The organism is Pseudactinotalea sp. HY160 (assembly GCF_009372055.1).
Taxonomy (GTDB): Bacteria; Actinomycetota; Actinomycetes; order Actinomycetales; family Beutenbergiaceae; genus HY158.
On record NZ_WHMT01000009.1, the window covers coordinates 1 to 22,351 of the forward strand.

General features: G+C 73.0%; 12 protein-coding genes. 7 read left to right on the forward strand and 5 right to left on the reverse strand.

What is annotated here, in order from left to right; genetic code table 11:
• Positions 1 to 355 precede the first annotated feature (355 nt).
• Positions 356 to 766, forward strand: coding sequence for a pilus assembly protein CpaE (locus GCG21_RS09865; protein ID WP_152909531.1), 411 nt, complete (start codon positions 356 to 358; stop codon positions 764 to 766).
• 71 nt (positions 767 to 837) lie between these two features.
• Here GCG21_RS09865 and pepN read toward each other — a convergent pair whose 3' ends face one another.
• From pepN to GCG21_RS09880, 3 genes are all read right to left on the reverse strand, one after another.
• Positions 838 to 3,387 (reverse strand): aminopeptidase N, encoded by a 2,550-nt coding sequence (pepN, locus tag GCG21_RS09870; RefSeq protein ID WP_152909532.1) that lies wholly within the window; start codon positions 3,385 to 3,387, stop codon positions 838 to 840.
• Positions 3,388 to 3,496: 109 nt separating this feature from the next.
• Positions 3,497 to 3,919 (reverse strand): hypothetical protein, encoded by a 423-nt coding sequence (locus GCG21_RS09875; protein WP_152909533.1) that lies wholly within the window; start codon positions 3,917 to 3,919, stop codon positions 3,497 to 3,499.
• A 3-nt stretch (positions 3,920 to 3,922) separates the two neighbouring features.
• Entirely contained in the window at positions 3,923 to 5,488 is a 1,566-nt protein-coding gene (locus tag GCG21_RS09880; RefSeq protein WP_152909534.1) for a hypothetical protein, read from the reverse strand.
• A 137-nt stretch (positions 5,489 to 5,625) separates the two neighbouring features.
• On the opposite strand from GCG21_RS09880, the gene GCG21_RS09885 reads away from it, so the two are divergent.
• Genes GCG21_RS09885 through GCG21_RS09895 form a run of 3 tightly spaced genes read left to right on the forward strand, consistent with a single transcriptional unit; the run spans position 5,626 to position 9,159 of the window.
• Positions 5,626 to 7,206, forward strand: coding sequence for a hypothetical protein (locus GCG21_RS09885; protein ID WP_152909535.1), 1,581 nt, complete (start codon positions 5,626 to 5,628; stop codon positions 7,204 to 7,206).
• A complete protein-coding gene (locus GCG21_RS09890) occupies positions 7,203 to 8,225 on the forward strand; it encodes a hypothetical protein (protein ID WP_152909536.1) in 1,023 nt (340 codons plus the stop codon). The genes GCG21_RS09885 and GCG21_RS09890 overlap by 4 nt, the downstream gene beginning before the upstream one ends.
• A 19-nt stretch (positions 8,226 to 8,244) precedes the next feature.
• Positions 8,245 to 9,159: a tetratricopeptide repeat protein gene (locus tag GCG21_RS09895; RefSeq protein ID WP_152909537.1), complete on the forward strand. Its 915-nt coding sequence runs from the start codon at positions 8,245 to 8,247 to the stop codon at positions 9,157 to 9,159.
• Positions 9,160 to 9,162: 3 nt separating this feature from the next.
• On the opposite strand, the gene glgB is transcribed toward GCG21_RS09895, so the two are convergent.
• Together glgB and GCG21_RS09905 are read right to left on the reverse strand one after the other, a co-directional pair.
• Positions 9,163 to 12,759 carry a 1,4-alpha-glucan branching protein GlgB gene (glgB, locus tag GCG21_RS09900; protein WP_152909538.1) on the reverse strand — a complete coding sequence of 1,199 codons (3,597 nt, stop codon included), beginning with the start codon at positions 12,757 to 12,759 and terminating at the stop codon, positions 9,163 to 9,165.
• Position 12,760: 1 nt separating this feature from the next.
• Entirely contained in the window at positions 12,761 to 14,905 is a 2,145-nt protein-coding gene (locus GCG21_RS09905; protein WP_152909618.1) for an alpha-1,4-glucan--maltose-1-phosphate maltosyltransferase, read from the reverse strand.
• Positions 14,906 to 15,001: 96 nt separating this feature from the next.
• Here GCG21_RS09905 and glgP point away from each other — a divergent pair, with 96 nt between their 5' ends.
• The 3 genes from glgP (at position 15,002) to GCG21_RS17095 (ending at position 22,313) form a co-directional block, all read left to right on the forward strand.
• On the forward strand, positions 15,002 to 17,581 hold the full coding sequence (gene glgP, locus GCG21_RS09910) for an alpha-glucan family phosphorylase (protein ID WP_370517431.1): 2,580 nt from the start codon (positions 15,002 to 15,004) through the stop codon (positions 17,579 to 17,581).
• A 7-nt stretch (positions 17,582 to 17,588) separates the two neighbouring features.
• Positions 17,589 to 18,764, forward strand: coding sequence for an FAD-dependent oxidoreductase (locus GCG21_RS09915; RefSeq protein ID WP_152909540.1), 1,176 nt, complete (start codon positions 17,589 to 17,591; stop codon positions 18,762 to 18,764).
• A gap of 333 nt (positions 18,765 to 19,097) precedes the next feature.
• Complete coding sequence (locus GCG21_RS17095; protein WP_194165041.1) at positions 19,098 to 22,313, forward strand: HNH endonuclease signature motif containing protein; 3,216 nt, start codon at positions 19,098 to 19,100, stop codon at positions 22,311 to 22,313.
• Positions 22,314 to 22,351: the final 38 nt, after the last annotated feature.

Genomic DNA, 22,351 nt, shown 5'->3' on the forward strand with positions numbered 1-22,351 from the left:
GGGCCCATCAAGGCCCCTGGGAAGCGCTCTATGTCGCTGCCTGCGGGCCACCCCCAGCCCCGAGGACCTGACCACCGGCCCCCACGGGCACGACCGGAACACAAGTGGAAAAGCCGGGCAGACCGGCGGCCCCGCCATGCCCACACGACCCGACCCGCCAGAACCCGGACCTCACACCATCACCACGACCCGAACGGTGGATCCAGGCTGAGGCATCGGCTCACCCTCCGTTGTGGCCACAGCCGGCCCGCAACGATGCTCGGGTGGCTGCTGGATTCGCAATGAGACTCTAGCCGAGGCGCGATGGCGGCGGTCGATTCGCGGGCGTTCGACGGACCCTGAGTAGGGTGGGTCGATGATCAGCGACGACCACGCCCGGGACCTCCGCGACTCCGGCCTGGCCTGGCATCCCGCGCCGGGGGACCGGTTCCGGGTCGAGGCGGCGGCGCTGGGTGAGGAGGTGTTCATCCTCTCCGACATGGTGATCGAGGCCCGCGCCCATCCCACGGGGACGGTGCTCGCCTTCAACGGCACGACGGAGTGGGCGCTCGACTCGGTGGCCATGGAGCAGGCGCTGTGGCTGCCCCGGGAGGATCAGCTCCGCGCCTTCCTGGGGGAGGCGTTCCGCGGCCTGCACCGCACGGGAGACGGATTCCGCGTGCGCACCCGCCTCGGCGACGAGCCGGCCGCGGCATTCACCGCGGCCGACCCCGAGGACGCCTACGCCGCGGCCCTGCTCGACCTGCTGCATCGCGCCATCGACTGAGAGCCCGGGCCCCGACCGGGGAAGACCGCCGCCGCCGGGCGCGGACTCTGCTCCCCGCTCGGCGGCAGCGCTCAGCCCGCGTCGAAGGCCTGGGCCGCCAGTGCCCGCGCCATGTCCGCCGCGCCCTCGCGCACGTACCGCTTCGCGGCGGGGTTCGCCGGGGACGTCTGGAGCCACTCGGTCACCCGCGCGAGCACCTCGGGGGAGGCGAGCGGCATCGGGAACATGAGCTCGAGCGCGGTCGAGGCCCGCTGCACGCCCTTCTCCTCCCACAGGGTGTCCGCCGCGGTCAGGTACTCCTCGAGCAGCGGGGCCAGGTACTCGCCCTGCCCGGGGGTCGCGAAGCCGGCCGCGATCTGGCGCTGCGTCTCGTTCGGCAGGTCGTCACGGACCATGGCGTCGTGGAACGCCCGGGCCTTCGAGGCGGCGTCCGGGCGGACGGCGCGGGCGAGCGCCGCCCGTTCCCGGCCCGAGATCGTGTTGTCGCGGGCGAGTTCGGCGTCGATCTCGGCCTCGCCGTGGACTCCGGCGCGGGCGAGCGCGACGACGAGCGTCCAGCGCAGATCCGTGTCGACGGTCAGCCCGGCGAGACCCCGCGAGCCGTCGAGCAGGCCCGCGAGCAGGTCCAGGGCGGACGGCGAGTGCGCGATCCCGGCCAGCGCGCGGGCGAACGAGAGCTGGTGGTCGCTGCCGGGCTCGGCGCCCTCGAGGAGGGCGACCAGGCCGGCCTCCCAGCGGGCCCGCAGCTCGTCGCGGTGGTCCGGATCGGAGTAGTACTCGACGGCGGTGCGCACGTACATCGGCAGCCGCGCCACGGCCGTCGAGTCGGTCTCCGAGCCGGCGCCCGCGAGCACGAGGGTGACGAAGTCGCGCGCACGCAACTGGCCGTCGCGGGTCATGTCCCACGCCGCTCCCCACAGCAGGGCCCGGGCGAGGGAGTCGGAGACGACGTCGATGTGGGCGATCGCGGTGGCGAGCGACCGCTCGTCCAGGCGGATCTTCGCATAGGTGAGGTCGCCGTCGTTCAGCAGCAACAGATCGGGCCGGCGGACGCCCGCCAACGCGGCGATCGTCGTCAGCTCGCCGTCGATGTCGACCTCGAGCCGCTCGCGCAGCTCGAGCCGCCCGCCGGTCAGGTCGTACAGGCCGATGCCGATGCGGTGACGGCGCAGCGTCGGGAAGTCCTCGCTCGCCCGCTGCCGCACAGCGAACGAGGCGTAGTCGTCGCCGGCGAGGGAGAACTCGGGGCTGAGCGTGTTCACGCCGGAGGTCTTGAGCCATTCCTCGGCCCACGTGCCGAGCTCCCGGCCGCTCGCGGCCTCGAGCGCCTCGAGCAGGTCCGCGAACTCGGTGTTGCCCCACGCGTGCTCGGCGAAGTACCGGCGCAGGCCGGTGACGAACTCCTCCTCACCGACCCAGTGCACGAGCTGCTTGAGCGTGGAGGCGCCCTTGGCGTAGGTGATGCCGTCGAAGTTCACCTCGACCGCCTCGAGGTCGACGTTGTCGGCCGCGATCGGGTGCGTCGAGGGCAGCTGGTCCTGCCGGTAGGCCCAGTTCTTGCGGGCGTTGGTGAAGCCCGTCCACACGTCGGTGTACTTCGTGGCGTGGGCCATCGCGTGGTGGGAGGCCCACTCCGCGAAGGACTCGTTCAGCCACAGGTCGTCCCACCACTTCATCGTGACGAGGTCGCCGAACCACATGTGCGCCATCTCGTGCAGGATCGTGTTCGCGCGCTGCTCGTAGAACGCGTGCACCTGCCGGGAACGGGGCAGGTACTCGTCGCGGAACGTGACCGCGCCCGCGTTCTCCATCGCGCCCATGTTGTACTCCGGCACGTACAGCTGGTCGTACTTGCCGAACGCGTAGGGCACCCCGAACGTGCGCTCGAAGAACTCGAAGCCCTGCTTGGTCACCTCGAGCAGCTCGTCGAGATCGAGGTGCTCCTTGATCGACCGGCGGCAGTAGTGGCCGAGCTCGATCACCCCGCCCGTGCCCTCGTACGAGTGATGAACGCAGTGGTACTCGCCGGCGATGATCGCGGTGATGTAGGTCGACATCCGCTTCGTCGGCTCGAACCGCCAGATCGCCGTTCCCTCCCCGGCCCCGCCGGCCGGCTCCGGGGTGGGCGAGGGGGCGTTGGAGACGACGACCCAGTGGGCCGGGGCGGTGACGGTGAACGTGAAGACCGACTTGAGGTCGGGCTGCTCCAAGTTCGCGTAGACGCGGCGGGCGTCCGGCACCTCGAACTGGGAGTAGAGGTAGACCCGGTCGTCGGCCGGGTCGACGAACCGGTGCAGGCCCTCGCCCGTGCGCGAATAGGGCAGCCGGGCGCGCACGGTCAGCTCGTTCTCGCCGCGCAGGCCGGTCAGTTCGATGCGCGAGTCGCGGTACACGCGCGCCGGGTCCAGCCGCTTCGAGTTGAACGTGATCTCGAGGTCGCTCGCGTCGACCAGGTCGACGAACGTGCTCGCCCCCTCCTCCCGGGAGCGGAACCGCAGCACCGTGGTGCTGAGGAAATGCGTCTCGCCCACCGTCAGGTCGAGCGAGATGTCGTAGGAGTCGGCGGTCAGCAGTGACGCGCGGGCATGCGCTTCGGCCCGCGTGAGATTCGTTCCAGGCATGGATTCATCATGTCACCCCGCGCGCGGGCCGCCACACGCCCGGCTGGTGGGTCGTGCCCGCGGTGCCCGCGGTGCCCGTGGTGCCAGTGATGCCAGTGATGCCAGATCGCTAGCCGCGCCAGCCGGGCAGGAGCCGCTCGAGGGCGTCGACGAGGTCGATCGACTCGCCGTCCTTGCCGCCCTGCCCGAGCACGAGCGGGGCGGGCACCGGCTCGGGCCGCACCCCGCGGATCCGGTCGAGCACGCTCAACGGGGCGGTGAGCACGTAGAAGTCGCCCTCCTCGCCGAGTGCGGCCCTGCGGTCTCGCCGCAGGTACCAGCCGGTGAACGGGGTCCGGGCGCTGCCGCGGCCCCCGTATCCCTGCACCCGCAGCGGCTCGGCCGGCAGCCGGGCCGCACGGGCACGTTCGACGAACCGCTCGATGAACTCCGCGGCCTCGGCGTGCTCGGCCGCCTGACGTGCCTCCAGCCGGGCGGCGTGCTCGGCCGCCGCCCGGGTCCGCTCGGCCCGCCAGTCCTCGGCCCGGGTCATCGGCTAGGAGGACCGGGTGCGATCGGCTGCAGCGGTCGACTCCGCCTCGGAGTCGTCGCCTGTGTCGCCTGTGTCGCCCGTGTCGCCCGTGTCGCCTGTGTCGGCTGTGTCGTTCGAGTCATCGGTCGCCGGGGACCCGACGGAATCCACCGAATCCACGGACTCGACCGACTCGACCGACTCGACCGACGGGACGGAGGCCGCCGAGGAACCCGCCGGGGCCGATTCGACCGTGGCGGCCGACGCGGCGGACTGTGCCGACCCCACAGACTCTGCCGACCCCGCCGAGTCGGTCGGGCTCGCGTACTCCTCGTAGGGCACTGCGTTCGCCAGCGCGGTGGCGCCGGAGTCGTCGCCGGTGCCGAGCAGGCCCCGGAGCTCGTCGAGGTAGGTGGTGATCGACTCGCGCTGCTGATTCAGCACGTCGAGCTCGCTCTGGGCGGTGCGACGCTCGCGGTCCACCCGGGCCACGGTCTCGGTGCGGAGCTGGTCGGCGTCCTCCTTGGCCTCCCGGGTGATCCGGTCGGAGGCCGCGCGGGCCGCGGTGAGGATCTGCTCGGCGCGCGCCTCGGCGGTCGAGCGGATCTCCTCGGCCTTGTCGAGGGCGGTGGCGACCCGGGTCTCCGCCGCGCGGGCGTGCTCCTGCGCGTCGGCGACCATGGCCGTGGTCTCGGCCTTGGCCTGCTCGTGGCGAGCCGAATCCTGCTGCTCGGCCTCCTCGTGGCGGCGCGCGAGCAGCACATCGGCCTCGTCCCGCTCGGCGGCGACGACCGCACGAACGGAACCCGCCTCGGTGGTGGCCGCGGCGATGAGTTCCTGCGCGGCCGTCTCGGCCGTCGCCCGGGTGAGTTCGGCCTCGCGGGCCGCGTCGGAGCGCAGCTGCTGGGCCTCGGCCTTGGCCTGCTCACGCAGCGCCGTGGCGGCCTCCTCGGCCGTCGCGGTCAGCTCCCGGGCCTCCTGCTCGGCGGTGACCCGCGCCTCGGTCAGCTCGCGCTCGGCGGAGGCGCGGCTCGTGCCGAGTTCCCGTTCGAGGCTTGCGGTGCGCTCGCTCACCTCGGTGGCGGCGGCGGACGTGATCCGGGCGGCCTCGCGTTCGGCGGAGCCGACCAGCTCCTCGGCCCGGCGCTGGGCGGCCTCGAGCACGCCGTCGACCTGACTCGCCGTGGCGGCCACGCGAGCCTCGGCGTCGCGACGGGCGGCGGAGATGACGTCGGCGGCCTCGCTCTCGGCCTGGCCGGCGAGGGAGTCGGCCTGATGCTGGGCACGCTCGACGATGTCGCGTGCCTGGGTCTGCGCCTGTCCGATGAGGACGGCGGACTGTTCCTCGGCGGACCGCAGCAGCTGCTCGATCCTCGCCCCGAGCCCGGTATAGGACGGTTTCTCGTTCTCCTGCAGGAGGGCCTGGGTCTCGGCGAGCTGCCCGGACATGGTCACCGCGGCGGCGTCGAGGGCCTCCACCTGGGCTCGCGCCTCGTGCAACTGCCGGGTGAGGCCGTGCAGTTGTTCATCCACCTGAGCTCGGTCGTATCCGCGCATGACCACGGGAAACATCGGCTGTTCGTCGGCCATGGGCCGATCCTCCGCATCCGGGTGCTCCGGCACCCTCTCCTCCCCGGGGGTCCGTCCCGGGCTGACACTGGGGCTCAGCCTAACCGCTCTCACCCCGGGCGCCCTGTGGCGCAGATCACCGCAGTTGGGAGAAGGTGATGGAGATGCCGGGCCGGGTCGTGGTCGCGGTGCTCGTTCCCGTAGTCTTGACCGGCAATTACGTGGCCGACCTCGCCGCCGGCGAACGCTTGAGACAAGGAGTGCTGCGGACCGTGTTACGACGCATCATCGCGATCGCGCTCATCGTGGTCGGGCTGGCCGGCATCGCCGGCGCCATCGGATCCGCGACCGTGTGGAAGCCGGCGACCGTGGTCACGCTCGACCTGCCGGCGACGCCCGACGTGCCCTATGTGATCACCCGGCCCGGGGCGCTCACCGCCGTGAACGATTCGGTCGGGGTGACGGTCGTGGCCGCCGACTCCACGGAGCCCGTCGTGCTCGCACTCGGCCGGGCGGGCGACGTGACCGCCTGGGTCGGGGACAGCCCGCACTGGGTGATCACCGGCCTGCAGGACTGGGATCACCTGAGCTATTCCGTGGGAGCGCCGGCCGGTGAGCCCACGGACGACGCGACCGCCGGTCCCACGGAGGAGCCGACCGGGGACCCGGATGCCGCGGACGAGTCCGCGCCCGCGGACCCGGCGAACCCCGCCGGGTCGGACCTGTGGATCGACCAGGTCGAGGGGGTCGGCGAGATCCAGTACACGTGGTCGAAGGTCCCGGGCAGTTGGTCGATGCTCGTGGCCGGGGACGGCAGCGGTCCGGCGCCGCAGGTCGAGCTGACCTGGGAGCGCGACGTTCCCACGCCGCTGCTCGTGCCCGGCATCATCGGCGGGGCCCTGCTCCTGCTCATCGGCCTGGCCCTGTTGTCGGCCGACCTCCTCGCCCGCCGGGAGGCGAGGCGCGCGCCCGCGGCGGACAGCTACGAGCCCGAGCTCACGGCTCAGCTCCAGGCGATCGATCCGGACCGGCCGCTCACCCGCCGAGAGCTGCGTGAGGCCGAGCGGGCCCGGGGTCGCCGCGGCGCCGCCGGGGCCCCGTCACAGCAGCGCTCCGACGCGACCGAGGTGATCCCCGCCGTCGGGGGACGGTCGGCGGAGGAATCGGCCGCGGCCGAGCTGGCCGCCTGGGCCGGCGGCGCGGCTGCCGGCTCCGGCGCCCCGGCACGGGCAGCCGGGGACCCGGCCGCGCGTGTCGATCCGGCCGATCTCGCCGTGCCGGCCTTCCTCGTGCCCACGACCGCGCCGGCAACCGCTACGACAGAGCCGGCAGAGCCCGCGGGTACGGCAGGTACGACAGCTCCGCAGTGGCCCGCCCTGGAGCGGACCGAGACGATTCCCGCAGTGTCGCCGGTAGAACCACTCGAATCTCGAGAATCATCAGAACCAGTAGAACCGGCCGCACCCGCGCAGACGCGGCGCCGCTGGTGGCGGCGCCGCCGCACCGACGGTGAGCCCGGGCCCGGTGAGGGGCCGACGCGAACCGAGGCTGCGTCGTCCCTGCCCCCGGCGGAGCCGGACGAGCCCGAACCGAACGACTCCGAACCGAACCCGCGCGCCTCGGGCGCCTCGTGGCGGGCCACCTGGGGGATGGGCGCGGCCGAACGCCCCGGTCACGAGCCGGGCGAGCCCGATGACGGCGAGCCCGACGATGCCGGCGACAGCGAGGAGAAGCGATGAACGCGCGGAGGATCGTTGCCGCGACCGCCACGGGCATGGTCATCCTGCTGGGGTCGGCCGGACTGACCGGCTGCGCCGTGCCCGTGCCGCAGTCCACCCCGGAACCCGAGAGCACGACCGTCTACCCCGTGCTCGACGAGGGCCGCCTCGACCGGGTGCTCGCGTCCGTGCAGACGAGCCTCGCCGACGCGGATGCGGCCCTCGACCCCGACCTGCTGCCGCCCCGGATCACCGAACGGGCCGAGGCGGTCCGGGCCGCCGAGTACCGGCTCGCGAAGGCCACGAAGGACGACGAGGAGCCCTACACGCCCCAGCCGCTGGGAACCGACGACGTCGCGGCCGTCGTCGCGGCGACCGAGGACTGGCCCCGGACCGTCATGGTGGCGACGACCCCGCCCGCCGGCAGCAACGCGCCGCGGCTGCTCGTGCTCACCCAGCAGGAGCCCCGCGACGACTACTCGATGGTCGGCTGGGTGCGGCTCCTGCCCGGGGTGAGCACGCCGACCGTCGCGGCCTCGGAGATCGGGGTCGACCCGGTCGCCCCCGACGACCCGGGGCTCCTCATCGCCCCGGACGAGGTCGCCGCCGCCTATGCCGAGACGGTCGAGAAGGGGGACAAGGCCGACTCCGCGGACCTGTTCGCCGACGACATCTACCGCACGGCCCTGCGCGACGAGGTCAAGGCGCAGCAGAAGAGCCTCGAGGTGGCGGGCACGGTGAAGAACAAGGTGACGGCCCAGGACGGGGTCGCCGCCCTGGCCACCGCGGACGGCGGCGCGATCGTCTACGCCGGACTCACCTCGACCATGACCTATGAGCGGACCGTGGCCCGCTCGACCATGAAGGTCGGCAGCCAATACGCCGCCCTGAACGACGGCGAGGACGAAGTGGACGAGTCGATCACCGGAAGCTACCTTCATATGATCGCGTTCTACATCCCGCCCGCCGATGCCGGGGAGGACGCCCAGGTGAGCGTGCTCGGGGCCGAGCGGGTCCTGACCAAGGTGACCGCGAAATGACAGCTAAGGAAGAACGTCGATGACTCAGCACGATCCCGCCGGACTCAACCTGCGCGGCGCCGTGGACCTCGCGGCCCTGACCGCTCCGAAGGCCGACCCCGTGGACGCACCGGGCGGCCTCGTGATCGAGGTGACCGCCCAGTCCTTCGCCGACGCCGTGCAGCAGTCGATGGACGTGCCCGTCGTGCTCGACCTGTACTCCACCCGGTCGCCGGCCTCGATCGAACTGAGCGGCGTGCTCGTCGACCTCGTCAAGGAGTTCGCCGGGAGGTTCGTGCTCGCCCGCGTCGCGGTCGACGCGAACCCGGAGATCGCCCAGGCCCTCCAGGTGCAGTCGCTGCCGACCACGGTCGCCGTGCTCAAGGGCCAGCCCGTGCCGCTGTTCCAGGGCGCCCACCCCATCGATCAGGTGCGCTCGATCCTGACCGAACTGCTCCGGGTCGCCGCCGAGAACGGCGTGACCGGCACGGTCGCCGCCGAGGAGGACGACGTGCCGCCGGCGCCGCCCGAACCCGAGCTGCCGCCGCACATCCAGGCCGCCTACGACGCGATCGAGAACGACGACCTCGACGCCGCCACCGCGGCCTTCACGCAGGCCCTCGCCGCCGACCCCGGCGACGCCGAGGCGCGCGCGGGCCTCGCCCAGGTGACGCTGCTGACCCGGCTGGCCGGGGTCGACCCGGCGGCCGCGCTCAACGCCGCCCGCGACGCCTCGCCCGGCGACGCGGCCACTCAGCTCCTCGCCGCCGACGTCGAGCTCTCGACCGGGCGGTCGGCCGCGGCCTACGACCGGGTGCTCGCCGTGATCCGGGCGACCGCGGGCGACGACCGCGAGCTGGCCCGGCTCCGGCTGCTCGACCTGTTCACGCTCGCGCCGGAGGGCTCCCCGGAGGTCGCCGCCGCCCGCCGGCAGCTCGCCCTCGCCCTGTTCTGAGGGTCACTGATCCTCGGGCACGAGGAACGTCGCCCCGAGCGGCGGGACCCGCAGGGGGATCGAGTGTGAGCGCCCGCCCCACGGCCGCGCCTCGGCCGTGATCGGGGCGGTGTTCTCGACGCCCGAGCCGCCGTAGCGCAGCGCGTCGGTGTTGAGCACCTCCCGCCAGCGACCGCCCTGCGGCACCGGGATCCGGTAGTCCTCGTGCGGCACGCCCGCGAAGTTCACCACGACCGCCACCTGCCTTCCCGCGCCCACGCGCAGGTAGGCGATCAGGTTGTCGTCGCCCGCGCCGGCCTCGAGCCACTGGAAGCCCTCGTGGGAGAAGTCGTCGGCCCACAGGGCCGGCTCCTGGGCGTAGAGCAGGTTGAGGTCGCGCAGGCACTCCCGCAGCGCCGAGTGGTCCGGGGTGTCGCCGAGGCCCCAGTCGAGTGAGCGGGACTCGGCCCACTCCGCCTCCTGGCCGAACTCGCCCCCCATGAACAGCAGCTTCTTTCCCGGGTGCGACCACTGGTAGGCGAAGAGCGCACGCAGTCCGGCGAGCTGCTGCCAGCGGTCCCCGGGCAGCTTCGCCAGCAGCGAGCCCTTCCCGTGCACCACCTCGTCGTGGGAGAGGGGGAGCAGGAACTGCTCGGAGAAGGCGTACACGAGCGAGAACGTCAGTTCGCCGTGGTGGTAGCGCCGGTTCACCGGGTCCTCGGCGAGGTAGCGCAAGGTGTCGTTCATCCAGCCCATGTTCCACTTGAGCCCGAAGCCCAGCCCGCTCACCGACGTCGGGGAGGTCACCCCGGGCCATGCGGTCGATTCCTCGGCGATCATGATGATGCCCGGGCACACGCGGTAGGCCGTGGCCGTGACCTCCTGCAGGAACTGGATCGCCTCGAGGTTCTCCCGTCCGCCGCGCGCGTTCGGGCGCCACTCGCCGGGATTGCGGGAGTAGTCGAGGTAGAGCATCGAGGCCACGGCGTCGACCCGCAGGCCGTCGATGTGGAACTCGCTCAGCCAGTACAGCGCGCTCGCGACGAGGAAGTTGCGGACCTCGTTGCGGCCGAAGTCGAAGATGAGCGTGCCCCAGTCCTGGTGCTCCCCGCGCAGCGGATCCGCATGCTCGTACAGCGCCGTGCCGTCGAAGCGGGCCAGCGCCCACGAGTCCTTGGGGAAGTGGGCGGGCACCCAGTCGAGCAGCACGCCGATGCCGGCGCTGTGGAGGGCGTCGATGAGGTGGCGAAGTTCGTCGGGGGTGCCGAACCGGGCGGTCGGGGCGTAGTACGACGTCACCTGATAGCCCCAGGAGGGCCCGTACGGGTGCTCCGAGACCGGCAGGAACTCGACGTGCGTGAAGCCCATCCACTGCACGTACTCCACGAGCTGCTCGGCGAGCTCGAGGTAGCTCAGGCCCGCCCGCCACGAGCCCAGGTGCACCTCGTAGACGCTCATCGGCCCGGTGTGCGGGTTGGTGGTGCTGCGGTGGGCCATCCACGCCTCGTCGCCGGCCGACCACACGTAGTCGTCGTCGGTCACGACCGAGGCGGTGCTCGGCGGCACCTCGGTGGCGCGGGCGAGCGGGTCGGCCTTGGCGTGCCAGCTGCCGTCGGCATGGCAGACCTCGTACTTGTACTTCGCGCCGGCCTCGACGCCGGGCAGGAACACCTCCCAGATCCCCGAGCTGCCGAGCGAGCGCATCGCGGCCTCACGCCCGTCCCAGCCGTTGAAGTCGCCGATCACCCGCACCGCGCGCGCATTCGGCGCCCACACGGCGAAGGAGACCCCCGTGACCGGGCCGAGGGCCGAGGCGAACTCGCGCGCATGGGAGCCGAGCGCCGTCCACAATTCCTCGTGCCGGCCCTCGGCGATGAGGTGCAGGTCCATGTCGCCGATCGTGGGCAGGTGCCGGTACGGGTCGTCCTGGATGTGGCCGACGCCGTCCTCGTACGTGACCTCGACCCGGTAGTCGGGAATCCCCGGGGCCTCGAGCTCGGCCTCCCAGATGCCGCCGTGCAGGTGGCGGGCGGGGACGCGTCCGTCGGCGGTGACGAACGCGACCGACTCGGCCAGGTGCCGCAACGCCCGAAGCGTGACGGTGCCGCCGGCCGGGTGCGCGCCGAGGACGTCGTGCGGGGCGAAGTGGCCGCCCTGGGCCACCGCCTCGAGCAACGCCGCGGCGGGACGTGCCTGGGCGGGTCCGGGCTGGGAGGTGGCGGTCATGTCGTTCTCCTGGAGGATGCGGTCGATGGCGGCGAGGGGGATCGAGATCCAGTCGGGGCGGTGTTGGGATTCGTAGGCGGCCTCGTACAGCGCCTTGTCGAGTTCGTAGGCCTGCAGCAGGCGGCGCAGGCCGGGCAGGCCGGCCGGGTCGGACGCGGCGTCCACGTGGCTCGGGTGGTCGAGGTAGCCGGCGAGCAGGCCGGCGCGCGCGTGCCGCAGCCAGGCCGGGTCACTCGCGCCGCCGACGGCGGCCGCGTAGTCGAGCGAACGCAGCAGGCCCGCGACGTCGCGCATCGGCTGCCCCGGGCGGCGCCGCTCGGCGAGTGGCCGCAGCGGCTCGCCCTCGAAGTCGAGGATGTGCCAGGCCCGGCCGGCGTGCAGCACCTGTCCCAGGTGGAGGTCACCGTGGATGCGTTGCGGCGGCGGTGGCTCCCGGCCCGCCATGGCGCGCGTGAGGACGGCGTGGATCGCCTCGGTCCGGGCCGTGTCGCCGGTCAGCCGCGGTACTCGGGCGAGGGCCCAGTCGGCTCGCCCCCGCAGGTCGGCGGCGGTCTCGCGGGGGGCGTCGTCGGGGACGGGCAGGGCCGCGCGCAACTGCCCGTGCAGGTCGGCCAGGTCTCCGCCGAGGCTGCGCATCTCGGCGGTGATGTCGGCCCCGGCCCCGGCGCGCTCGCAGGCCCACGCGAAGCCGTCCTCGGCCCCGGGCACGAACTCGGCGAGGACGCCCAGGTGGCCGGTGACGGTCGTGAGGGTGGCCGGGTCGCGGAACCGGCCCTCGAGCCAGCCGAGCACCGCGGGCACGTGCCGGGACCCGCCGGCGCGGGCGAGGGCGAGGGCGAGGGGAACCTCGACGTCGGGGTTCGCGCCGGCCGCGATCACCCGGAACACCTTGAGGATCGCACCGCCCGGGGCACCGTCGGCGCGGGGCACGATGATCGAGCTGTTCGACTGCTCCCCGCGCACCGCCCGGGCCGCGGCGAGGTCGAGCCCGGCCGCCGGGCCGGGCAGGGTGCGCAGGCCGGGCCGGGTCGGGGTCGTGGCGGCCCCGAGCCATGCCGGCAGGAACGCCGGGTGGGTCGGCCCGTCGAAGACGTCCCACCCGGCGAGCGAGGCGATCGGCTCGGGCGTCGCCGGCCCGGGTGCCCCCGCCTGGGCGAGCACCACCGGCACCTGCACGGCGACCACCCCGGCCGCCGAGCGCACGGCCGCGATCTCCAGGCGCACGATCCCCGTGCGGCGCCCGCCGGCGAGCGGGATCGTCTCGAGGTGGGTGAGCTCGGCGTCCGCGTCGAGCCGGCCCGGGAACCACCGCCGGCCCCGGAGCCAGGCCTCGAGCGCGGCGAGCACGTCGCGGCCCCCGGGGGCGGCGGCCGGTGCGGCGTGGGGCGCGGGCATGTCAGACCCGCCCGCCGGAGCTGCGCACCGAGATGATGTGCGCGCAGTTCCCGTGCGGGTCGAGGCGCACGAACGGGGTCCGGTCCCACAGGTACTGGTCCCCCGAGAGCAGGTCCTCGGCCACGAAGGTCGCCTCGTGGTGGAGCCCGAGCGCGTGCATGTCGAGGAAGAGCCGGCCCTCGCGGGTCGCGAACGGGTCGGTCGTGACGGCCACGATGATCACGTCGTCCGTGCCCGTGGGGGAGTGTTCCGCCGCGATCCGCTTGGAGAAGCAGACGATGGCGTCGTCGGTCGTGCCGTGCACGGTGAGGTTGCGCAGCTGCTGCAGCGCCGGGTGGGCGGCGCGGAGCTGATTGAGTCGGGTGAGCAGCGTGGCCAGCCCGATGTGCTCGGCCCGGGTCCAGTCCCGCGGCTTGAACTCGTACTTCTCGTTGTCGATCTGCTCCTCGGCGCCCGGCCGGGCGACGGATTCGGCGAACTCGTAGCCGGAGTAGATCCCCCACGTGGGCGAGCCGGTGGCGGCGAGCACCGCCCGGATCGCGAACGCCGCCTGCCCGCCCTGCTGCATGTACGGGGTGAGGATGTCGTGCGTCGTGGGCCAGAACGAGGGGCGCAGCACCGCACCCGAGTCCCCGGCGACCTCGGCGAGGTACTCCGAGAGCTCCTCCTTCGTGTTCCGCCACGTGAAGTAGGTGTAGGACTGGTGGAAGCCGATGAGCGCGAGGGCGCGCATCATCGCCGGCTTCGTGAACGCCTCGGACAGGAAGATCACGTGGGGATGGGTCGAGGCGACCTCCGCCAGGAGCCGCTCCCAGAACGTCAGCGGCTTCGTGTGCGGGTTGTCCACCCGGAAGGCCGTGACCCCGTGATCGATCCACGTGTAGACGACGTCGCGGACGGCCTCGTAGATCCCCTCCGGGTCGCGGTCGAAATTGAGCGGGTAGATGTCCTGGTACTTCTTCGGCGGGTTCTCCGCATAGGCGATCGTGCCGTCGGCCCGCACGGTGAACCAGTCGGGGTGGTCGATCGCCCACGGGTGGTCGGGTGAGGCCTGCAGGGCCAGGTCGAGGGCCACCTCCATCCCGAGACCGCGGGCGCGGGCGACGAAGTCGTCGAAATCGTCGAACGTGCCCAGGTCGGCGTGGACGGCGTCGTGGCCGCCGTCGGCCGCGCCGATCCCGTACGGGGAGCCCGGGTCGCCCGGCTCGCACGTGAGCGTGTTGTTGCGGCCCTTGCGGTTCGTGGACCCGATCGGGTGGATGGGCGTGAGGTAGACGACGTCGAAGCCCATCGCCGCGATCCCGGGCAGGCGCTCGGCCGCCGTCCGGAGCGTGCCCGAGGTCCACGTGCCGCTCGCCTCGTCGAACGTGGCCCCCTCGGAGCGCGGGAAGAACTCGTACCACGAGCTGAACAGCGCCTCCCGGCGGTGCACCTGGAGCGGATAGGTCGCGCTCGCGGTCACGAACCGGCGCACGGGGTGAGCGGCGAGGGCGGACCGTACCCGCGCGTCGGTGCCGGCGGCGAGGCGGGCCGCGGCCGGGCGGGCCGAATCGCGAAGGCCCGCGACGGCGTCCATGAGAACAGCGACGACGCCCGCCGGCAGGCCGGGGCGAGCGGCCGCGGCCTCGAGCAGCAGGGCGCCCTCGGTGAGCATGAGCTCGGTGTCGACGTCCGCGTCGACCTTGATCACGGCGTCGTGCGCCCACGTCGCCAGCGGGTCGGACCAGCCCTCGACCCGGAAGTACCAGCGGCCCACCCGGTCGGGCACGAACTCGGCGTGCCAGTCGTCCAGGCCGGGGGTCCCCGGGCGCATGGTGAGCGCGGAGTGGTCCCGGCCCTCGGGATCGATGAGCACGGCCGTGGCGCTCACGTACTCGTGGCCGTCGCGGAAGACGGTCGCCCGCACGGGCACGACCTCGCCGACGACCGCCTTCGTGGGCCAGCGGCCGCCCTCGACGACCGGGCCGACGTCGAGCACGGGGATGCGGCCGATACCCGCCGCCGGGGCGGGTTCGGGACTCGGCCCGGCGGGCGGGAAGCCGGGCAGGGCGGTCGGACGGGGCTCCGGTGTCGTGGTCACACTAGAGAACCTACCCACGAAGTGCCGGTTCGTCAGGAGAGTCCGGCGCGATTCGCCCGCGGGCATGGCCCGGGAGGGCCGGGTCACCCTCCGGCTGAGTGATGCGTCACCAGCGAGACGGTTCCCAGGCGGCCCGAGGGCCCGGTGGCTAGACTCGCGAGCGTGAGAGCTATCCGACGATTCACTGTTCGTCCCATGCTGCCCGAGCCACTGGCGGCCCTGGACGACCTCGCTGTCAACCTACGCTGGTCGTGGCACACCCCGACCAGGGAGCTGTTCGAGTCGATCGATGCGGACCTGTGGCGGTCCCTGCACGGCGACCCGGTCACGCTGCTCGGCTCCCTCAGCTCCGACCGGCTCGACGCCCTGGCCGCCGACGACGCGTTCGTCGCCCGGGTGCGCCACCTCGCCGAAGACCTGGCCGACTACCTGCGCGAGCGGCGGTGGTACCAGGGCGAGGCGCAGCGCCGCGCGGATGCGGGTGCGGCCGCCCCGCCGGCGGCGATCGCCTACTTCTCCGCCGAGTTCGGCATCACCGGGGCGCTGCCGCAGTACTCCGGCGGCCTGGGCATCCTCGCCGGCGACCACCTCAAGAGCGCGAGCGACCTGGGGATGCCGATCGTCGGCGTCGGTCTGCTCTACGGCGCCGGCTACTTCCGCCAGTCGCTCACCCGCGACGGGTGGCAGGCGGAGACCTATCCCGTGCTCGACCCCGACAACCTGCCGCTCACGCTCCTGCGCGACGGCGAGGACCGGCCCGTGCGCGTGAGCGTTCCGCTGCCCGGCGGGCGCGTGCTCAACGCCCAGGTCTGGCGCGCGGACGTGGGCCGCGTGCCGCTGCTGCTGCTCGACTCGAACGTGGTCGAGAACGACGACGCCGCCCGGCACGTCACCGACCGCCTCTACGGAGGCACCTCCGAGCACCGGCTCCAGCAGGAGCTGCTCCTCGGGATGGGCGGCGTCAAGGCGCTGCGGGAGTTCTCGCGGCTCACCGGCGCCCCCGAGCCCGAGGTGTACCACTGCAACGAGGGCCACGCGGGCTTCCTCGGCGTGGAGCGGATGCGGGAGTACATCGAGGCGACCGGGGCCGACGTGGACACCGCGGTCGAGGCCGTGCGCGGCGGCACCGTGTTCACCACGCACACTCCCGTTCCCGCCGGGATCGACCGATTCGAGAGTTCCCTCGTGCGGGACTACTTCTCCTCCGGTGCGGAGGTCCCCGGCGTGCCCGTCGAGCGGATCCTGGCGCTCGGCGCCGAGGACTACCCCGGCGGCGATCCGGGCGTGTTCAACATGGCCGTCATGGGCCTGCGGCTGGCCAAGCGCGCGAACGGGGTGGCGAAGCTGCACGGGAAGGTCTCCCGCGGCATGTTCCACCACCTGTGGTCCGGCTTCGACGTGACCGAGGTGCCGATCACCTCGATCACGAACGGCGTGCACTCGGGCACCTGGGTCGACCCGGTCTTCGCCGAGGCGCAGGCCGAATGCTTCACCGACGCCCAGGTGAGCGACGGGTCCGGGTGGCTGAGCGACCGGATCGACAACGCCACCCTGTGGGAGCTGCGCGGCCGGCTGCGCTCGGCGCTCGTGCGCGACGCGCGCGAGCGGGTGCGTAAGTCCTGGTCGCAGCGCGGGGCCTCCCCGGCCGAGCTCGGCTGGGTCGGCGAGGTGCTCGACGAGGACGTGCTCACGATCGGCTTCGCCCGCCGCGTGCCCACGTACAAGCGCCTCACGCTCATGCTGCGTGACCCCGAGCGGCTGCGGGCCCTGCTGACCGACCCGGACCGTCCCATCCAGATCATCGTGGCCGGCAAGTCGCACCCGGCCGACGAGCAGGGGATCCGGCTCATCCAGCAGCTCGTGCAGTTCGCGGACTCCGAGGACGTGCGCAAGCGGATCGTGTTCCTGCCGAACTACGACATCGAGATGGCCCAGACCCTCCTGCCGGGCTGCGACGTGTGGCTGAACAACCCGCTGCGCCCGCTCGAGGCCTCGGGCACGTCGGGCATGAAGTCCGCCCTGAACGGCGGCCTCAACCTCTCGATCCTCGACGGCTGGTGGGACGAGATGTACGACGGCCACAACGGCTGGGCCATCCCGACCGCCGACGGCGTGGAGGATCCCGAGCGTCGCGACGACCTCGAGGCCACCGCGCTCTACGACCTGCTCGAGAACACCGTGGTGCCGCGCTTCTACGACCGCACCGACGGCCTCCCGCTGCGCTGGCTGGAGAACGTGCGCCACACGCTGGCCACGCTCGGGCCCAAGGTGCAGGCGACCCGGATGGTCAAGGACTACCTGGCGGTCATGTACGGCCCGACCGCCGAGTCCGCTCGGGCGCTGAGTTCCGTGGAGGCGGCCGGCGCGCTGGCCGCGTGGAAGAACCGCGTGCGGGCCGCCTGGCACAGCGTTCGGGTCGACCACGTCGAATCCGAGGGCCTGCACGAGACCGTCAACGTCGGTGACCGGCTCAACGTGCGGGCGTTCGTCACGCTCGGCGACCTCGACCCGGCCGACGTGCAGGTGCAGATGAACTACGGGCGCGTGCGGGAGAACGACGAGCTCGTCGACTTCCGCACCGTCCTGCTCGACCACACCGAGACCTACGAGGGTGGGCGGCACCAGTTCGCACTCGACTACGCACTCGAGGAGGCCGGCCCGTTCGGCTACACCGTGCGGATCGTTCCGACGCACCCCGAGATGGCGTCCGACGCCGAGCTGGGCCTCGTGACGGGAGCCTGATCGTGCGATGAGTCACGCGGCGGTCGTGGTGGGCGGCGGGATCGCAGGATTGGCGGCTGCGATCTCGCTCGCCCGCACGGGCTGGGAGGTGACCGTCGCCGAACGGGCCGCGACGCCCACCGAGCTGGGCGCGGGGTTCGCCATGGCACGGAACGCCGTCGCGGCGTTCCGTGCCCTCGGCTTCGACGACGACACGGTCGGCCTGCTCGGCTACCGCACCCGGGCCGCGGGCACCTGGGCATTCGACGGGCGGCCCATCCTCACGCTCGCCGACGATGCCCGCACCCGCGCGGCCGTCGCGCTGATCGGGATGAACCGCCGGCGCATCCATCACGTCCTGCTCGAACGGGCCCGTGCGGTGGGGGTCGACATCGAGACCGGACTCGAGGTCGCGACGCTCTCGGCCGGCGCGCCCGGGGGAGCACCCGCCGTCGTCGCGGGCCGTGAGGCCGACCTCGTGGTCGGCGCCGACGGCATGTTCAGCGCAGTCCGGGACGCCCTGTTCAGCCCGCACCGGCTCACCTACAGCGGCTACTCGAGCTGGCGGGCGCTCACCGCCCGAACGCCCGAGGTCACGACGCTGCGCCAGTTCTGGGGGCCGCACGCCGAGTTCGGCCTCATACCGGTCTCGGAGGAGCTCACCTACTGGTACGGCTACGTCGCGATGCCCTCCCGCACCCGGCTCGACGACGAGCTCGCCGCCGCCCGGGAGCGCTTCGCCGGCTGGGCCCGCCCCGTACTCGACGTCATGGACGCGACGGAGCCGGGCGCCGTCATGAGGCACGACGTGTACCACCTACCGGGCGGACTGCCGAGCTATACCCATGGCCGCGTGGTCATGATCGGCGATGCCGCCCACGGCTTCCTGCCCACCATGGGGCAGGGCGTCGCCACCGCGCTGGAGGACGGCGCGTGCATCGGCCTTATCATCGGGCACCCGGTCGCGGCCGGGGGCAGGCTTGCCCCGGCCCTGGCGGAGTTCGACGCCATGCGCCGGCCGCGTTCGCGAGCGCTCGGGCGGGCGGCGATGGCCACCGCCCGCATCGGCGCTCACCTGGGCGGTGGGCGGCGCCAGAGCGTTCGGAACGCCCTCATGCGCGTGACTCCCGCCGGGCTCGTCAACCGCGGCGCCGACGCCGCGATGGGGTGGCAACCCCCGCCGCCGGCCGCTCCGCGGTTCTGAGCGGGGATCAGGCCAAATGTCGGGCCGGGTGTCGGCGGCTCGGGCGGTCCGGGGCTCGAGCGTTCCAGTCATGTCGCCTGGTCCTCCCGACCATCGGTGCCTCTCGTGCGTCCCGGGGGTCGTCGGCGCCGGTGTTCCTTCACGGACGGGATGTGCCCGCACGTCCGGCCGCTTGCGCGCTCGGCTGTTCCCATGGTCGCGATCCGCATCCGCCCGGCCACGACCGTCGGCCTGCCCGAAGATTCTTCGAGTTGTTTCCCCGGTCGTGTTCCTGGGTGCCCTTGGGCGGTTGGGGTCGGGGGAATGTCGGTGGTCGCTGAGACCATGATTGGTATGGAACTTCAGCAGCTGGTGGGCGAGGTGGGCGATGATGCCGGCCTGGTCGCTCGGCTGCGTCAGGGCCGCGATACCGTGGATCGGGTCAAGGTGGAGCAGCTCGCGTTGGCGGCGACGTGGGTGCAGTGGCATCCGTTCGTGATCGCCGATGACTATGACGGCGATGAGGACCTGGCCGGTGCGCCGCGGCTCGTTGCCGAACGCGCTCGTGCCCGCAACGCGATCTGGGAGCAGGAGGGCCACGTGGTCACCCCGGCCACGACCGGATCCGGCACCGGGGCCGGCACCGGGGTCTCGGGGTTCGTGGTCTCGGGTGGTGAGCACGGGGCCGATCTGGGGGTCGATCCGGGCACGGGGGTGCGGGGGTTGTGGACGGTGGAGGAGTTCTCGATCTCGACGTTCGCGACCGCGGCCGGGATGGGTCTGGGCGCGGCCGAGCGGCTGCTGCTGGAGGCCGAGCAGTTGCGGGTGCGGCTACCGCGCCTGTTCGCCCGGACCATGGCCGGGCGGACGCGGGTGTGGCGGGCCCGTACCCTCGCCCGGGCGACCCTGTTCCTCTCGGAGGAGGCATGTGACTACGTCGATGCCCAACTCGACCTCGTGCCCTTGAACTTCGGGCAGGCCCAGCTCGATGGCCTGATCAAGCGGGCCCTGATCGAGCACATGCCCGAGGAGTACGAAGACCTGGAGGAACGCTTCGCCGCGCCCCCGGCACGAGACGTCGTGTTCAAGCACGCACGCAACGGGACGGGGGACACGAGCGTGCAGGCCGTCCTGCCCGTGGTGGAGGGCCGCATCCTCGAAGACGTCATCGACCACCTCGCCGCCACCCTCACCGCCCAGGGCTGGAAACTGACCGCCGGCGAGTTGCGCTCCTACGCGATGGGCGACCTCGCCCGGCTCCGCTACGACGGCCAACACCCCCTCACCCCACCCGAGACCCCGACCAGCGAGCCGAACAGCGGGCCGAACAGTGGGTCGACCGGTGCCCAGCTGCCCGGCAGACCGCCCGGTGGGCCGAACGATGGGCCGGCAGGGTCGAGTTGGTGTGGGGATCCGAACTGCACCGGCAACCGCCACGACGACGCCCCGGCCGGCACATCGGCCGCATCGAGTGCTCTGAGCGCCACGCTCGAGGCTGGGCCGGCCGGTCCGGAAGGCCCGGTGACCACGGGCGTCCCGTTGACCACGGACGTCCCGGTGACCACGGGCGTCCCGGTGACTACGGGTGGGGCGGGTGTGCCGCGTGGCAAGATCTTGATGTACCTGCACGTCCAGGCCCGTGACCTGTTCCCCTTCGGCATCCCGAACACCGGCCCACCACCACCGCCGGCACCCGGCGGCGCCGGAGGTGCCGGAGCTGCGGGAGCCGATCACGGCGATGACGCCGCCGGCAGGCCCGCCACGCGCGCATCCGCGCCGCCCACTGGGCCGACTGGGCTGACTGGGCCGCCGCCTGGGTCGACTGGGTCGTCGTTGGGGATCGATCCCGGCCGGTTGCGGCGAACGCCGGTGCGTATCGAGGCCCGCGGCATCCCGGCCGGCACGTTCATCAGCGCCGCCGAACTCGCCCCGATGTTCTACCGGCCATCCGCGCTCACCCCGCACGGACGCCCCTGCACCGGTGACTGCCTCACCCGGCCCACCGGCCCACCCGACGGCCCGCCCACCGGCCCGCCCGACGGCCCGCCCGCGGGCCCGATCCTCGACCGGCGCAGGCACCGATCTGGCGGCATTGAGGGGACAGCCCTGCCCGGAACCGGCGGGACCGACAGCACAGGTGTGTCCACCGCTCCCGGAACCACCGTAGTCGCCGCCGGGGCCGGCGAGACCGTCCTGCCCGGAATGGGCGGGACCGACAGCACAGGTGTGTCCACCGCTCCCGGATCCGTCGAGGTCGCCGCCGGGACCGGCGAGACCGTCCGGCTCGGGGCGTTGGCCGGTAGCCCCGGCTCCGGTGCTGCCGGTGCTACGGGGGCTGCCGGTGCTACGGGTGCTGTCGGTGCTACGGGTGCGGCCGGTAGCGGGTTGGCGTGTTTCGCGCCGGAGATCATCGTGCGGCCGGTCCTGGACCTGGACGAGCCACTCGCCACGGACTGCTACACCCCGTCCGAGCGGCTGCGTGAACAACTCGTCCTGGCCGAGGATCGATGCGCCTTCCCCTGGTGTACCCGCACCGCCCGCGCCTGCGACCTGGACCATATCCAGGCCTGGCACACCACCCGGCCCCGCACCGGCCCGAACGCCGGCGCCGAGGTCGCCACCGGCGGGGCGACCTGCCCGTGCAACCTCGCCCCGCTGTGTCGCGCGCATCACCGGCTCAAGACCCACGCCCGCGCCGCCGCCGCGTCCCGCGGCCGGCACGCGGCCTGGACCTACGTCAAACTCGATACCGGCACCTACCTGTGGACCGGCCCCCACGGCCTCCGGCTCCTACGCACCCCGTGGGGCACCTACGACACCCAGAACACCGGCATCCAGAACACCGGCACCCACGAAGCAGACGAGCCGGGTCAGACGAGCAAGACGAGCGACCACCGCGACTCGAACGGTCCGAACGGCGTGGGCGGCGTGGGAAGCTCGAACGGCTCGAACGGCTCGAACGGCTCGAACGGCTCGAACGGTCCGACCGGCCCGAACGACCCGACCGACCCGACCGGCTCGACCGACCCGACCGGCTTGAACGGTCCGACCGGCGTGGGCGGCTCGACCGGCCCGACCGGCCCGACCGACGCAACCGGCACGACCGACGCAACCGGTGCGACAGGCGCGACAGGCGCGACAGGCGCGACAGGCGCAACCGGTGCGACCGGTGCGACCGGCGCGACAGGCGCGACAGGCGCGACAAGCGTGGGTGGCGTGGGCGGTGCGACCGGTGCGACCGGTGCGACCGGCGCGACAGGCGCGACCGGCGCGACAGGCGCGACCGGCGCGACAGGCGCGACAGGCGCGACAAGCGTGGGTGGCGTGGGCGGTGCGACCGGTACGACCGGCGTGACCGGCGCGAGTGAACGGTCGGCGAGCGGGTCGATGTCTCCGCAGCGGGAACGGGCGAACCGGGCCCACTGGTCCGAGGCCACGATGGAGAACCGGGACATCCTCGAGGCCTGCAACCACGACATCATCAAGAGAGCCGACCAGGCCCGCGCCGCCAGACGCCGGGCAGAAGCCGCCGCCGCCGACGCCTGCCGACCCGCCGAACCACCCTTCTGACCACGCCGGCCGTCGGCCCGACCGGGTGACTGGGCGAC